The sequence below is a fragment of the Pseudomonas sp. FW305-70 genome (assembly GCF_058783925.1).
Genome location: NZ_JBYSYZ010000027.1, coordinates 40,621 through 54,730, shown reverse-complemented (window position 1 = coordinate 54,730; position 14,110 = coordinate 40,621). Strand labels below are relative to the sequence as shown.

The window sequence follows — 14,110 nt, the reverse complement described above, 5'->3', positions numbered from 1 at the left end:
TGGGTTATTAAGGGATTGAGGTCCTACTCCTTGTGGGAGTGAGCCTGCTCGCGAAAGCGATAGATCAGCCAATGTTGATGTTGAATTTGCTGACCTCATCGCGAGCAGGCTCGCTCCCACAGGAGTTGCGGTATTCAGATGGAACAAGGCAGATGTTCATGCAACATTGAAGCGCGCCGACAACTGATCCAATGCCCGCGCCAGTTGTTCCAGGTCCGCGGCGGCCACCGCGCTACGCCCGGCGTTGGCCGACAACGCTCCGGTGCCGGTCGAGACACTCTCGACCCGGATGACCATTTCCCGCGTGACGCGCACCTGTTCGGTGATCACTGCAGCGATGGTGTCCACGCTGCGGATCACATCATCGGTGCCACTGCGAATCTGCGCCACTGAATCGCCAGCCTCATGGGCCAGGTTGACGCCGTCGCGCACCCGGCTGACCACCCGACCCATGCCGTCGACCACCGCCAGCGTGCCCTCCTGGATGCGCTGCACGGTGAGGTCGATTTCGCCAATGGAGCTGGCGGTGCGTTGCGCCAACAGGCGCACCTCGTCGGCGACCACGGCAAATCCGCGACCAGCCTCGCCAGCCCGCGCAGCCTCAATCGCAGCGTTCAGCGCCAGCAGGTTGGTTTGCTCGGCAATGCTGCGAATCACCTTGAGCACATGGCTGATCTCCCCGGAAAACCCTTCGAGCTCACGAATGTGCACGGCCGTGTCGCTGATCACGTCGCTGATGCGGTTCATCTCCTGGGCCATGTCGCGGATAAACCCCTCGCTCTTGCCCGAGCGCCCCGCCGAATGCTGAGTGATGTCGCGTGAGACACCGACCTGGTTTTCCACTTCGCCGATCGACCCCGACAGATCCTCCACCGCCCGGGAAATTCCGCGCACCGCGTCCGCCTGGTGCTGGGTAGCCGTGGAGGCCAGTTCCGCCGACTCGGCCATGTGCGCCGCTTCACGACTGACCCGCTGCACCAGTTCGCGCATTTGTGAAATCAGCCCGTGCAGACTGTCACGCATCCGTGCAATGTCACGCAGCATCAGCGCGAATTCGTCGCCGCCCTTGATCTCGATCGGTTGCACAAGATCGCCACTGGCGATGGCCCGCACGCTGGCACCGGCTTGGGCAAAAGCGCGCTTGAGTCGACGCAGAGTGGAAAACGCCGTGAGGCTGCCCGCCAGCCCGCCCACCACCGCCAGTACCATGTAAGCCCAAAGTGTCGAGCGATAGCGGCGCTCTGCCGCCTCATAGGCTTGCGCGGCGCTGGCTTTCTGCAACGCCTGCAACTTGCTCAACTCGGCCACGGCGGCGCTGCCTTCAGGCTCGGCCATGCGCAGAAAAGACAAAATGCCGGGCAGGCGAAAATCGCCGGCGCGAAAGGATTCCAGGAGGATTCCCAACTCGTCCCGCCACGCCTGATAGTGTTTGTCGAACGCATCGGCCACCTGCTGCTCTTCGCCGCTCAACGTGCGTTGACGATAGCTCGTCCAGACCTCGGCCAGTGCCCGGTTGTTGCTTTCGATGGCACTCAGGGTGGCTTCCACCGGACGGTCGAACGCCGCCACCAGCGGGCCTTCAGGGTCTTGCTGGATCGCCAGCAAAACCTGGCGTCGACTTTCACCAAGCCGATATTCGATATCACCGAACATCAACAATGTTGCCAGGTTGTCCTCGTTGATTGCCCGCAGGCTGTCGCGCGCCTGCTGCAAGCCATAGGCGCCGAACAGCACCGCCAGGACGAACAGCAAAGTCGCCAACAGCGCCCAGAGCCACAGGCGCTGGGCGATAGTAATTACCTTGAACATAACCAATGGCCTGTCTCGTGCAGCGGATGGGCGCGCAAGGCCCCCACGCTGAAATCAGTCGCAAGTGACCCCGGTCAGCATGGCCGCCAGATAGTGCTCGCCATAAGGCGGCAACAGGCCCCATTCGCGGCGCGGGTCGTGGGCAGATGCCTTGAACACCGTGCGCAAATGACTGAATTGGAGAAAGCCTTCGCGGCCATGGTAATGGCCCATGCCCGAGGCGCCGACGCCGCCGAACGGCGCATCGTGCATGGCGGCGTGCATCATCACGTCGTTAATGGTGACCCCACCCGACAGGGTGTGCTCCAGCACATGACGTTGCTCCTGCGGATCTTCACCGAAGTAGTACAGCGCCAGCGGACGTGGCCTGCCGTTAATGTCAGCGATGACCTGATCGAGGTCGTCATAGCTGAGCACGACCATCGCAGGGCCAAAGATTTCCTCGTGCATGATCTGGCTGTCCGGGACCGGATCAACCACCACCCGCAGCGGGCGCCGTCGGTCTTGTGCATCCACGGCCAGGGGTTCGGGCAGGCACTCGATGCGCGCACCGCGCGACTGCGCGTCCTCAACCAGACCCTCGACCCGGTCCAGGTGACGCTGGTTGACCACCGCCACCACATCCGGGTTGCCAGCCACTGTCGGGTTGAGGTCGCGATAGGCACAACGCAGCGCATCGAGGAACGATTCGAGTTGGGCCTTGGGCACGTACACCAGGTCCGGATTGATGCAAATCTGCCCGCCATTGCAGGCCTTGCCCGCGGCGATACTGAACGCCGCCTTGTTCAGGTCGGCGCTGCGCGAAACGATCACCGGCGACTTGCCACCCAGTTCCAGGGTCACCGGCACCAGGTTTTTCGCCGCATTGCCCATCACCAGCCGACCAATCGCCGTGCTGCCGGTGAACACCAGGTGGTCGAAGGGCTGGCTGCTGAAGGCATCGCCCAGTTCCGGCCCGCCGATTACCACCGCCACCACCAGCGGGTCGAGATGTTCGGCGCACAGGCGCGCCACCAGTTCCGCGGTGCGTGGCACCACTTCCGAAGGCTTGAGGATCGCCCGGTTACCGGCCGCAAGCGCCGAGGCCAGAGGACTGAACAAGGTATACAGCGGCGCGTTCCAGGTACCCAGGATGCCCACCGTGCCTTTTGGCTGATGCATGACCCAGGCCCCGGCTCCGAGCTGGTCATATGGGGCGAACATCGCGCGCGGCTCGTCCTGCATCCACGCCTGCAGGTGATCGCGGGCATATTTGAGCGATGCCAGGGCACCGAGCACGTCATTCATCAATGAAAAACCGACGGGCCGCCCGCCGAAATCCTCGTCGATTGCCGTGGTCAATGCAGCATGGTTGTGGACCAGCAGGTCGATCACTTGCTGGAGTCGCTGGCGACGGGTGTCGGCGCTGACGCTGCCAGCGCTGGCAAAGGCTTTTTTCTGTTGCGCCAGCAGGCTGGAAAGGTCCTGGACGCAAGACGCGGCTGTACTCATTGTTATCCCCTTGCAGGTTGGCTCGATGGCCGTTGAGCGCCCGATGCGCCTGGCGCCACCCTAGCCTCGCGGACAGCTGCGCCGCCTCGTCCAATCGGACGAGGCCGTACATTAGCGTTAGTCCGTTGAGACGATGTTCAGTGCCTGCAAACGCCCAATACTGGCCATACGAAAACCCCACCCCATGAGGCCAGTCATGGCAATGCAAAACATCAGCTTCGATCCCCAGGCATTTCGTGCCGCGCTCGGCACGTTCACCACCGGGGTCACGATCATCACCACTCAGACCGAAGACGGCTCGCCCGTGGGCATCACCGCCAACAGCTTCAACTCGGTGTCACTCAACCCGCCGCTGGTGCTCTGGAGCCTGTCCAAGCAAGCGCGCAGCCTGCCGGTGTTCAGCAGCGGCAAGCATTGGAACGTGCACGTGCTGTCCACGGAGCAGGAGACCCTGTCGGGACGTTTCGCCACCCAGGGCGAAGACAAGTTCGCCGAGATCGAACTCGATCATGGCGTCAGCGAGGCACCGCTGCTGCAAGATTGCACGGCGCGCTTCCAGTGCCGCACGGCCTTCCAGTACGAAGGCGGCGACCATGTGATCTTTGTCGGTGAAGTCCTCGCCTTCGATCACAGCGACCGGGCGCCGCTGGCGTTCCAGAGCGGCCAATATGCCCTGGCCACGCGCAAGCCCCGCAGCGAGCTGCGCCTGGCAACCACACCACCGCCACCGGAGTGCTGCTACACCGAGGACTTGCTCGGTTACCTGTTGGGGCGCGGCCATTACCAGGTACTGAACGCCTTGCGCCAGTTGCTGAACAGTCAGCAACTGGACGAACAGACGTTTTTTGTCCTTTCGATCTTGTGTATTCGCGACAACCTGACCCTTGAGGAAATCAACACCTTCGTCAACTACACCGGCCGCGAAGTCACGCTGGCGAGCATGCGCTTTCTCGAACGCCAGCGCCTGGTCGCGTTCGAGGGCTCGGCAGACTCGATACGGTTTGTCCTCACGGCTCAGGGCCGCGAGGTTTCCCTGCATCAACTGGCGTTGGCCAAGGCCGTGGAAGAAGATCTCTCGGTCAAGCTTGGAGCCGCCGACGCACAAGCCTTGAAGGTCTTGCTCAAGCGCCTGATCGTCGTCAGTGACCCAGGCTTGCCTGATCTGTGGGCACCGCGATGACCGCCCGCGCAGGTTTGTTGTCACCGGTCAGTGTCGGCTGGGGTAGCCATGGCTTGCTATTGCTGCTGGCCATGGTGTTTGCCGACAACTTCGTCGGGCGACAAATACTCGCGGTCATGGTCGAACCGATCAAAGCCGAATTCGCGGTCAGCGACACCGCCATCGGCTTGATCTCGGGCCTGGCGTTCGCCGCCGTCTATGCGCTAATGGGCCTGCCAGCGGGGCGGCTGGTGGACCGCATGCCGCGCATCCGTCTGCTGGCAATGTCTTGCCTGCTGTGGGCCGTGGCGACAATGGCGTGCGGGCTGGCTGGCAGCTTCCTGGCGCTGGCCTTTGCGCGAATGCTGGTTGCCGTCAGCGAATCGCCGACAACGTCGGCCTCGCTGTCGTTGATCGCTGACCTGTATCCACCACAACGACGCTCATTCGCAATCAGTTGTTTTACCGCCGCACCGACCTTTTCCTCGATCATCGGTTTGAGTATCGGCGCCTGGGTGGTGGAGCACTATGGCTGGCGCAGTGCGTTCATTGCCCTTGGCGTGCCGGCCCTGTTGTTCAGCGCCATCCTGGCCTTTGTCGTGCGTGACCCGCAGCGCGGTCGCTGGGACCTCACGCCACACCTCCACTCGCAACCTGCGCTGCTGGGCATGGGCGCCGAAGCAGGCAAACTCTGGGCATTGCCAGCCTACCGCTGCCTGATCCTGGCAGGCGGCCTGACCACGCTCAGCTCCTATGCCATTGGCATGTGGAACACCAGTTTCCTGGTGCGCTCCCACGGTTTGTCATTGCAACACGCTGGATTGTTGGCTGGGGTGATCTGCGGTACTTCGGCCGGGATAGGTGGTCTGTTCAGTGGCTGGTTGAGTGACCGCCTGAGCCGTCGCAATCCACACTGGCAAGTCTCGATTCCGATATTCGGCCACTTGGCGGCCATCTGTGCGCTGATCCCCTATCTGCTCTGGCCCGACTCCCTGTTGGTGCGTTTGGGCGATGTGCCGATTCCAACCGCCATGGTCTGGTGCGCGCTCTACTCCTTCTTTGCCGTGTGGTGGGTCGCCCCGTCCTACAACCTCGTCACCCAACTGGTGCCACCCGATCGACGCGGTACAGCCATGGCTCTGCAAACTATCGTCAGCACACTGCTCGGGGTCGGCGTCGGGCCACTGATAACCGGCTTGTTCAGCGATATGTTGCTACCGCTGTTTGGCCACGAGTCATTGCGGTATGCGCTACTGCTGGTGAACCTGCCGGTAATTTGCGCAGTGCTATTGCTGATGCGCACCGCGAGCAATGCGTCCAGAACGGGCTATAGCCACAGGGGATAAGCTGAGTTCAGTCCTATGGTGAAAATACTTTCATTCTCAGATTTTCGGCGTGCGTGTCCCGTTACGTGGAAATGAATAAACCTGCATCAATCTACGAAGCGTATTGACCACGATTTCATTTTTCCAGTAGACGGATCCACATGCAAACTACCATCGCATCAGCCAATCCAGTACACAGCGCTCGCGATCGAATTCTTGACGCTGCGGTTGAACTCTTTGCCACTCGCGGCTTTCAGGCAGTCGGCTTGCGAGATCTGGCGAGCAACCTGGGATTGCATGCCGGATCGTTATACCATCACATCGATAACAAACAAGCCTTGTTGTTCGAACTCATAGAATCTGGCTTATTGGATTTATTGCAAGAAACGAAGCGTCGAATGAAATGTGCTCGGAGGCCTTGCGAGCGACTGAATTTATTTATTCAAGCCTTCGTCAAATTTAACTTTAATGAAAAATACAAGTTAGCCCTGATTACCAGCGAATTTGCGAATCTTAATAAAGAACAACAGACTCGGATTATTCAGCTAAAAAACAGATACCTATCACTTTTAAGCACCGTTATCGCCAATGAGTACGATGAGAAAGAAAAGCTTAGTGGCGACATCTGCCCACTTACTAATACAGTCGTCATAATTCTATTTGGGCAGTCACAGTGGTATAGCTCTGAAACAACCGAACAGGAGCTCACAGCGACACTAACAAATATTATTACACACATAACTGCCAATTACAGAAGCCACTAGAGTGAATTCATCTTTACAACGCATATCTTCAACGCCCCCCATCAAAGGAGACTGTGGATCAAGCCAAGTTTCGCGATTTCACAACGACGCGGTTATCTGTGACGCAGCGAAAAACGAGTATGCATGTCCAGTTGGAGGGGCACTGATCTGGCGTTTTTCCAGCACCGGGAAAGGCATGTAGCTATATCGCTATTGGAGTTCAAGGTGTCAGGGCAAGGCACTGTCGGCCTGAAAAGGTTGGTTGTGGACCATCTAGATAGCGGTAAAACCTTGTTGAAGAGCTCCGGTGCGATACTGATCAACTATGGCACCTTAAGCGAAATCACTCAGCGAACGGTCGTCGGCGCTTTTCGCCGACAAAGCACGAATGCGTTTTTACACACTCTGGGCCAAAAACGGACACTCCGGGTTGCCTACTTATCCGGGGGCGATTCACTCTTTTATTTTTGAAGATGCCCGGCATCCAGGTGATGCCTAAGGAGACAGAACAACTTACAGGCGGTTACGCACTTATCTGGTTCAGTTGTGCCAATGACCATCCATCAGTTCGATCCCGCACACGGAGCAAGCCACTAAACTTCACAAGGGGGATGAAATCAACGCACCTCAAATCAGGAGATCTGTGATGAACAGAACATCTTGGCTGGCGTTGGTAGTAGCGGCAGGGGCGATTTCAGGTTGCGCGAGCAGAACCGAGATTGTTGATGTTCCCTTGCAGGCTACCCCACAAAACGCCGAGCATATCGCTCGAGCCACCCTCAGCCCGGTGGGCAATCAAACCAGCATCTGGCTCACCATCGGTGGTGTCCCCCACGACATGGCCGTACCTAGCCGCCTCGACACCGCTATCTATGCTGGCTCGTGCCAGCAGTTGGGCGCACAACCGGCGTACAAGACTCATCAGGCCAATAGTGTCGATTATCCATCGCTAGCGTCTCGAACCCAGCACTGGGCTCAGGCACCGGTGGCGCTGAACGAACTGACCAAGGGTGAATATGCGTTGCTCGTTCGCGCCAGCCCGGCAGACGGCAGCCGCCCTCTTTTCTGTGGCAACATCACCGCTGGCTAGGGGCGCATCGAGCAAGCTGTTCGGTACCGTGGCCTGTGCAACATCTGACAGGCTGCGGTGAAGCGTCCATCAGTGCTGCCTCCAAACTCTCCCGTGCGGTAAAAATTGAAGCCTCAGTAACCGAACCGTCGATGCGCGCAGCACCGGCCTCGATGGCGGCCAGGGAGTTGGCGATGCCCATGTTGTGGTGGTCGTGGAAACCGACTTCGGTCCCGGCACTCGGTCCGGCACGCAGGGTCCCGATCTTTTGTATCACTTCATCGGGCAGCATGTAGCCGGCCGAGTCGGTACAGTAGATGCAATTGGCGCCGTAGCTTTCCATCGGGCGCGCCTGTTCCGGCAGCTTCTCCGGGCTGACCATGTGCGCCATCATCAGGAAGCCGACGGTATCCAGGCCCATCTTCGCTGACATGCCGATGTGCTGGCCGGACACGTCCGCCTCGGTGCAGTGGGTGGCAACTCGAATGGTCGACACGCCGTGTTCGTGGGCCTGGAAACTGGCAATCGGGCGACCGAACTGCTGGCGTTCCTGCATGTAGGCCACGCTCAGGTCGAGCACCTGCTGCGCGCCGCCAGTTTGCTCGGCAGCCAGGCCGATGCAGGCCAGTTGCAGGCCCCGCTCAAGGTGCGGCCAGCCGTTACCGAATTCACCCAGCAGCGCGTCAGCTTCAAGGTACAGGCCTTTGAGCTGGATCCGCGCCTGGCGCCGGGTCTGGTCCATGGTCGGCAGCATTTGCCGCTCGATGCCGGCCCGCTCGGCGCTCACGGCAAACAGGCTGATGCCCGCCTCGCCGGTCGAACCTGGTTGCCGTGCGGCAATGACCAGAAGGTCGGCACCATGCCCGTCGAGTACATGCTTGAGGGTGGCGTCGAGGACAAAGCCGTCGCCCTCGGCCACCACCGTTGCCTGGACGTCGTCGGCCGACCAGCCGTTGGCACTGCTGAACGCCAGGATTTCCTGTTCGTCGCTGAATGCAAACTCCATCGCGGCGCCTTCTGCTCGTTTGGCGGGGCGCGCGTGGCGCCCCCCCCTTTGAGCATGAAGTTTGGCGCCGGCCGGACGCGGCAGAGTCGTTAGCCCTGCCTAGTCCGAACGGGTGATGTGGTGGCACAAGTGTTCGGCTGCGAAGCCGATCAGCGACAGTCTCCGCCCATGCGCACCAGCAGTGCTGAACGGTGTGGTTTGAGGTACGAGTTGATTTCACCGACCTGGCACGACGCCAGGTTCTGCAGTTCCGGTGCGAGGGGTTCTTGCACAAACAACAGCCCTGCCGGACGGGACTCCGATTGCAATTGCGCCGCCGTCAGCGGCGCCACTGGCCGGCCATGTAATAGACCAGGCGGATATCCGGCTCACCGAGGGTATAAGCCTTCTGCCCCGGCTGACCGTCGGCCAACGTGGCAACCTGCTCAAGACCGCCAAACCGGTGCGACAGCACCCGCGCTTCGACGAACATGTAGAACACCACGAACCCGGCCAGCATCACGTAGGGCACAACGGCCAGGACCGTGCGCCAGCGTCCCTTCAGGTCATCGAGCAGCGCCGACCAGTGCATCGCCAGCAGCAACGCCATCGACGGATAAACCGGCAACAGGTACTTGCCATGCTTTTCGGTGAACAGGGAAAACACCAGCAGCGGCAACAGACTGCAGCACAGCAGCATGCCGGCCTCGCGGCGCGAGCGGATCATTGCCCAGAACTTGCGCGGCTGTACAAACACGATCAGCCAGAACGGGAAGAAATCACCGGCCAGGTACAGCAGATAAGCGTACCAGGCCTCGGCGCCCTGCCCGTCGATCTTCTTCACGATGTCTTCGCTGATGATCGAGGCCCAGATGCCCCAGCCCTGACTCACAGACACCGCCACGTACCAGGAACTGCCCAGCGCCACGGCAATCAGCCAGCCCCAACCGTCACACAGATACGCCTTGGCCCGCGCATCACGGTAGATCAAGGCATAGGCCAGGATCGGCGCCGTCACCCACAACAGACAAACAGGCCCTTTGGTCAGCAGTGCACAACCCAGCAGCACGTAGCTGAGCCGACTCCACAAGACCCGGCCTTGCTGGAAGATGAATTGCCAGGCCGGTCCAATAGAAAAACGGCGGCTTCGACAAGTACAAGTCGCCATTCATGTAAGGCAGCAGCCAGCTGCCTGCCTCGCGCATTTCGCGCACGGTAACGGCGCGGCGGGCCTCGTTGACACTGAGGAACGGCACGCTGCCCAGCCCCCAGAAAAACAGCAACGCAATCGCGATGGCCACAAGCAACGTAATATTCCGGGTCGATAACGATCCGCGCATGACCTACTCCTTCAGGCTTTTACTTTTGGCAATCAACTGCAAGTTGCGAAAATAGACGATGGAGCCAAACGCCTGCCCGGCGATGAACACCGGGTCTTCGCGGTAAATGGCATAGGCAAGCAGCAAGGTGCTGCCGACGATGCTCAGGTACCAGAAGCTCACCGGGATTACGCTGCGTTTCTTGTATTCGCTGTACAACCACTGCAGGACAAACTGCCCGGTAAAGGCGATCTGGCCGGCAAAGCCGACGATCAACCACAAGGCTTCACGGGAGATGTTCATCCTTCGATCTCCTGGGCAAGGGTGTTCAGCCGCGTGCGCTTGATCAGCCACCAGACACCGAACAAATCGAGAATCCCCACGAGGGCGCGATCAAGGTTGCCGTATTTCGACACCCCGGCCGTGCGATGCCGGTGGTTGACCGGGTGCACGATCATGCGGCCGTTATGGCGCTGGATCAGCGCTGGAATATAGCGATGCATGTGGTCGAAGTACGGCAGGCGCAAGAACGCCGCGCGCTCGATCAGCTTCAGGCCGCAACCGGTGTCCGGGGTGGCGTCCTTGAGCAGGCGGCGGCGCAGGTTGTTGGCGAAGCGCGAGGCGTAGCGTTTACTCGCCGTGTCGCGACGGTTGACCCGGTGCCCGGCGACCAGTTACACATCGACCTTGTCCGGCTCGCCGCGCACCAGCGCGAGCATGCCGGGGATATCCGCCGGGTCGTTCTGGCCGTCGCCATCGAGGGTGGCCAGCCACGTGCCCCGTGCCTCACGGGCCGCGTGGTAGAGCGAGGTGCTCTGCCCCAGCGAACGCTCGTGATGGAGGATGCGCAAAGTGTTCAAGCCATCGTGGCGGATCTGCCTTGGCTCATGCAGGGTCGCATCGGTGCTGCCATCGTCGACGACGATGATTTCGTACGATTCAGCGGCCAATGCGACGCGGATTTCCTCGATCAATGGCTTGAGGTTGTTCGCTTCGTTCTTGGCGGGAATCAGTACGGATACAAAAATGTCTTGGCTCATGGAGTCTCTCTCGCCTTATTGGATTTCTTTTATAAGAGGCGAATCAAGGTGTCGTACACAGGCCGACTCGATGCAGGGCTCAGCTATTCAGGGCGATGACGACAACAGTCCCCTGCCCCATGGACGCGCTCGCGCGCGACCCCGCATACGGTGCCCGGCCATTTGTAAAAATGGCGTTAATATTTCATACACTTTTTGTCATCATTCCCCGGATGCCCCAGCGAATTCGGTTGCGATTGGCGCCCGCCCATCTAAAGTGCACCCACGCACGTGAAAAACATGAACCGGGTAAGGATGCACAACCATGAGCACTGACCAAGAGACGACTTTAGACGAGCCGCGGCTCAACAGTACGGAAATCCGCATTCTGGGCTCGTTGATCGAGAAGCAGGCCACCAGCCCGGAAACCTATCCCCTGACCCTCAATGCCCTGGTGATTGCCTGCAACCAGAAAACCAGCCGCGAGCCGGTGATGAACCTCACACCGGGCCAGGTCGGCCATAGCCTGCGCGCCCTTGAAGGACGCGGCTTCGCCAGACTGGTGATGGGCAGCCGCGCCGACCGCTGGGAGCACAAGGTCGACAAGGCCCTGGAACTGGTGCCGGCGCAAGTCATCCTGACCGGGCTGATGTTTCTGCGCGGCCCGCAGACCGTCAATGAACTGCTGACCCGCAGCGGTCGCATGCACGAATTCGAAGACGCCGAACAGGTGGTGCATCAGCTCGAACGCCTGATTGCCCGGGGTCTGGCCGTGCTGATTGCGCGTCAGGCGGGCCAGCGCGAAGACCGTTACACACACGCCCTGGGCGATCCGGAAGATATCGAAGCGATCATGGCGGCAAGGAACAACCCGTCCGAGCGTGGCAGCAGCGGGGTTTCGGTTGAACGGATAGAAGAGCTGGAAGCGCGGATTGCGGCGCTGGAAGAGCGGTTGGCACGGCTGGAATAATCAGACTACAGAGATCCAATGTGGGAGCGGGCTTGCTCGCGAATGCGATCTGTCAGTCACATCAATGCCGAGTCGACCATCGTCTTCGCGAGCAAGCCCGCTCCCACACTGGATCATGGACGCAGATTGCAATCGCGGTTGGCACAAAAACCTGTGCTCGCGATGGCGACCTGGAAGCCACCTGAAATCTGTCGCTATTCCCCATCCCAATAATCCACCCCATCCGCCTGCCGGGCCACCGCCACAAAGCCTGAAGCATTCCCCTCGGCATCGACCTTGAAGTCATCCATCACGGCGTATTTGCCGGAATCCGGATACTCACAGATCTCCGGCGATTGCTGGGTGCTGACGGCCAGGTAACGCAACTCGCCATTGCTGGTATTGATGATCTGATGCGCCCTTTCAGGCCCGCCCGGCGGGCAGGCAATCACATCACCGGCGCGGATTGGAAAACGTTCGGATCCCAGGCGGACTTCCCCTTCCCCGGCCACGACGTAGAACATTTCCTCATTGACCCGATGACTGTGAAACGGGCTGCCACGCATGCCCGGCTCCAGCACATAGAGGCGATATCCCAGCTTTTGCGCCCCCAGTTGCTGACCGACTCGGGCCTGGCGCTGTTGATAACGACCGGCGGTTTCACCGCTCGGCGCAAATGCTTCGGGCAGCGGTTCAAGCTCGACAGTGTTCAAATTGAGAATGGGGGGATGCATGGGCACCTCTTAGCTGCGGGCAAACGCCACGGCCTTCTGGAATTGCTCATCCGTCGGCCGTACACCGGTATAGAGCACAAATTGCTCCAGCGCCTGGATCGCGATCACTTCCAGCCCGGTGATGACCCGCTTGCCTTCGGCACGGGCACGCACGATCAGCGGCGTTTCCGAGGGAATCGCCACCACATCGAAGACGGTTTCCGCTTTTTCGATCACATCACCCTCAAAGGCCAGTTGCTCGGCCTCCGGCCCTCCCGTCATGCCGATCGGGGTGACATTGACCAGCATTTGTGGGCGACGACTGCCCAGCTCTGCCTGCCACTCATAACCCAACGACTGCGCCAGCGCCTGCCCGGCGCGCTCGTTGCGGGCCACGATCAGGCCGTTCTCATAACCGCCATCGCGCAAGGCGCTCGCCACGGCCTTGGCCATGCCGCCGCTGCCGCGCAGGGCAAAGGTCGAGTCCTTGGGCACCTGGTGTTTTTCCAGCAACTGGGCCACGGCAATGTAATCGGTGTTGTAGGCCTTGAGATGACCGTCGGTGTTGACGATGGTGTTAATCGATTGAATGGCGGCGGCAGAGGTGTCGAGTTCATCCACCAGGGCAATGCAGGCTTCCTTGAACGGCATCGACACGCCACAACCACGAATGCGCAGGGCGCGAATGCCGGCGACGGCGCCCGGCAGGTCCTGGCTGGCAAAGGCCTTGTAGTAGAAGTTCAGGCCCAGTTGTTCATACAGATGATTATGAAAACGCAGGCCAAAGTTCCCGGGGCGCCCTGAAAGGGACATGCACAGCTGGGTGTCTTTGTTGGGGTTCATCTGCATGGCAAAGCTCCTTCAAATGCACTTTTCGGATGGACGGGATTAGCCGTCCATCGGGATCTGATCGATCATGAAAGCCTGGACGCACAGGCTTAAACAGGTCGGTAAGAAAGTCGGTACAGACCTTACACAAAATTTACCTGGCGGCCGTGCTGTTTTTCGAAAAAAAGCTGTCTTAGAAGTATCCCCGCGACAATCCCTGGGTCTATTGCAGACACAGGCGCCGGGCTGAAGAACCGAGGAACTATCATGATCCGTAAAATCCCCACAGTAGCCTTGCTGATCGGCGCCCTCGCTATCACGGGACAGGCGCAAGCCCATGGTGGTGGTAATTACTGGCAGGGTCCGGCGGTGTTTGGCGCGATCGTCGGTACTGCCATCGTAGGTTCGGCTCTGATCAACGCCAACCGCCCGGTCTATGTCGCGCCGCAACCGGTCTACGCCCCGCCGCCTCCGGTTTACTACGCGCCACCGCCCCCGGTTTACTATCAGCCGGCCCCGGTGTACGTGCAGCAACCGATCTACTACCGCCCGGCCCCGGTGTATTACGGGCCACCCCGTGGCTACTACGGCCCGCCACGCGGCTACTACGGCCCACGACACGGCCGCTGGTAACGAAGACATCAAGCCCCGCTGAAACAGCGGGGCTTTATTATGCCCGTTGGTCGGTGCAGGTCTGGATA

14 protein-coding genes and 2 pseudogenes are annotated in these 14,110 nt (G+C 60.1%); 6 read left to right on the top strand and 10 right to left on the bottom strand.

The annotated features are described in order from the left end of the window. Positions 1-156: 156 nt before the first annotated feature. Together AC3WN7_RS19405 and AC3WN7_RS19400 are read right to left on the bottom strand one after the other, a co-directional pair. The gene (locus AC3WN7_RS19405; RefSeq protein ID WP_102674566.1) at positions 157-1,809 is read right to left on the bottom strand and encodes a methyl-accepting chemotaxis protein; all 1,653 of its coding nucleotides are present in this window, start codon (positions 1,807-1,809) and stop codon (positions 157-159) included. Positions 1,810-1,863: 54 nt separating this feature from the next. Then, the gene (locus AC3WN7_RS19400; RefSeq protein ID WP_256585687.1) at positions 1,864-3,327 is read right to left on the bottom strand and encodes a coniferyl aldehyde dehydrogenase; all 1,464 of its coding nucleotides are present in this window, start codon (positions 3,325-3,327) and stop codon (positions 1,864-1,866) included. A gap of 169 nt (positions 3,328-3,496) precedes the next feature. Between AC3WN7_RS19400 and AC3WN7_RS19395 the strand changes: the two genes are divergently transcribed. The 4 genes from AC3WN7_RS19395 to AC3WN7_RS19380 all read left to right on the top strand — a co-directional run bounded on the left by AC3WN7_RS19395 (position 3,497) and on the right by AC3WN7_RS19380 (position 7,617). Further along, positions 3,497-4,480, top strand: coding sequence for a flavin reductase family protein (locus tag AC3WN7_RS19395; RefSeq protein ID WP_102674564.1), 984 nt, complete (start codon positions 3,497-3,499; stop codon positions 4,478-4,480). Continuing rightward, on the top strand, positions 4,477-5,805 hold the full coding sequence (locus tag AC3WN7_RS19390) for a spinster family MFS transporter (RefSeq protein ID WP_173862098.1): 1,329 nt from the start codon (positions 4,477-4,479) through the stop codon (positions 5,803-5,805). The genes AC3WN7_RS19395 and AC3WN7_RS19390 overlap by 4 nt, the downstream gene beginning before the upstream one ends. Before the next feature lie 140 nt (positions 5,806-5,945). Continuing rightward, on the top strand, positions 5,946-6,548 hold the full coding sequence (locus AC3WN7_RS19385) for a TetR/AcrR family transcriptional regulator (protein ID WP_102674563.1): 603 nt from the start codon (positions 5,946-5,948) through the stop codon (positions 6,546-6,548). 625 nt (positions 6,549-7,173) lie between these two features. Further along, complete coding sequence (locus tag AC3WN7_RS19380) at positions 7,174-7,617, top strand: hypothetical protein (protein WP_102674561.1); 444 nt, start codon at positions 7,174-7,176, stop codon at positions 7,615-7,617. Positions 7,618-7,735: 118 nt separating this feature from the next. Here the strand turns inward: AC3WN7_RS19380 and AC3WN7_RS19375 are convergent. The 6 genes and pseudogenes from AC3WN7_RS19375 to AC3WN7_RS19350 all read right to left on the bottom strand — a co-directional run. After that, a pseudogene (locus AC3WN7_RS19375) lies at positions 7,736-8,602 on the bottom strand (hydroxymethylglutaryl-CoA lyase-like TIM-barrel protein); the annotation flags it as partial. 149 nt (positions 8,603-8,751) lie between these two features. Further along, positions 8,752-8,874: a hypothetical protein gene (locus AC3WN7_RS19370; RefSeq protein WP_256585685.1), complete on the bottom strand. Its 123-nt coding sequence runs from the start codon at positions 8,872-8,874 to the stop codon at positions 8,752-8,754. A 47-nt stretch (positions 8,875-8,921) separates the two neighbouring features. Then, positions 8,922-9,599, bottom strand: a complete 678-nt coding sequence (locus AC3WN7_RS19365; protein WP_256585684.1) for a hypothetical protein — start codon at positions 9,597-9,599, stop codon at positions 8,922-8,924. Then, positions 9,559-9,921, bottom strand: a complete 363-nt coding sequence (locus AC3WN7_RS19360) for an ArnT family glycosyltransferase (RefSeq protein ID WP_256585683.1) — start codon at positions 9,919-9,921, stop codon at positions 9,559-9,561. The genes AC3WN7_RS19365 and AC3WN7_RS19360 overlap by 41 nt, the downstream gene beginning before the upstream one ends. 3 nt (positions 9,922-9,924) lie before the next feature. Next, entirely contained in the window at positions 9,925-10,203 is a 279-nt protein-coding gene (locus AC3WN7_RS19355) for a lipid-A-disaccharide synthase N-terminal domain-containing protein (RefSeq protein ID WP_102674560.1), read from the bottom strand. Then, positions 10,200-10,940 (bottom strand): annotated as a pseudogene (locus tag AC3WN7_RS19350) (glycosyltransferase family 2 protein). The gene AC3WN7_RS19355 and the pseudogene AC3WN7_RS19350 overlap by 4 nt, the downstream one beginning before the upstream one ends. A 304-nt stretch (positions 10,941-11,244) precedes the next feature. Here AC3WN7_RS19350 and AC3WN7_RS19345 point away from each other — a divergent pair. Beyond that, positions 11,245-11,889 carry a YceH family protein gene (locus AC3WN7_RS19345; RefSeq protein WP_102674559.1) on the top strand — a complete coding sequence of 215 codons (645 nt, stop codon included), beginning with the start codon at positions 11,245-11,247 and terminating at the stop codon, positions 11,887-11,889. Positions 11,890-12,083: 194 nt separating this feature from the next. Here the strand turns inward: AC3WN7_RS19345 and AC3WN7_RS19340 are convergent, their stop codons facing one another. Continuing rightward, a complete protein-coding gene (locus AC3WN7_RS19340; RefSeq protein ID WP_102674558.1) occupies positions 12,084-12,602 on the bottom strand; it encodes a cupin domain-containing protein in 519 nt (172 codons plus the stop codon). 9 nt (positions 12,603-12,611) lie between these two features. After that, positions 12,612-13,430 carry a shikimate 5-dehydrogenase gene (locus AC3WN7_RS19335; RefSeq protein ID WP_102674557.1) on the bottom strand — a complete coding sequence of 273 codons (819 nt, stop codon included), beginning with the start codon at positions 13,428-13,430 and terminating at the stop codon, positions 12,612-12,614. Between the two features lie 246 nt (positions 13,431-13,676). On the opposite strand from AC3WN7_RS19335, the gene AC3WN7_RS19330 reads away from it, so the two are divergent. Next, positions 13,677-14,042, top strand: a complete 366-nt coding sequence (locus tag AC3WN7_RS19330; RefSeq protein WP_015094239.1) for a hypothetical protein — start codon at positions 13,677-13,679, stop codon at positions 14,040-14,042. Positions 14,043-14,110: the final 68 nt, after the last annotated feature.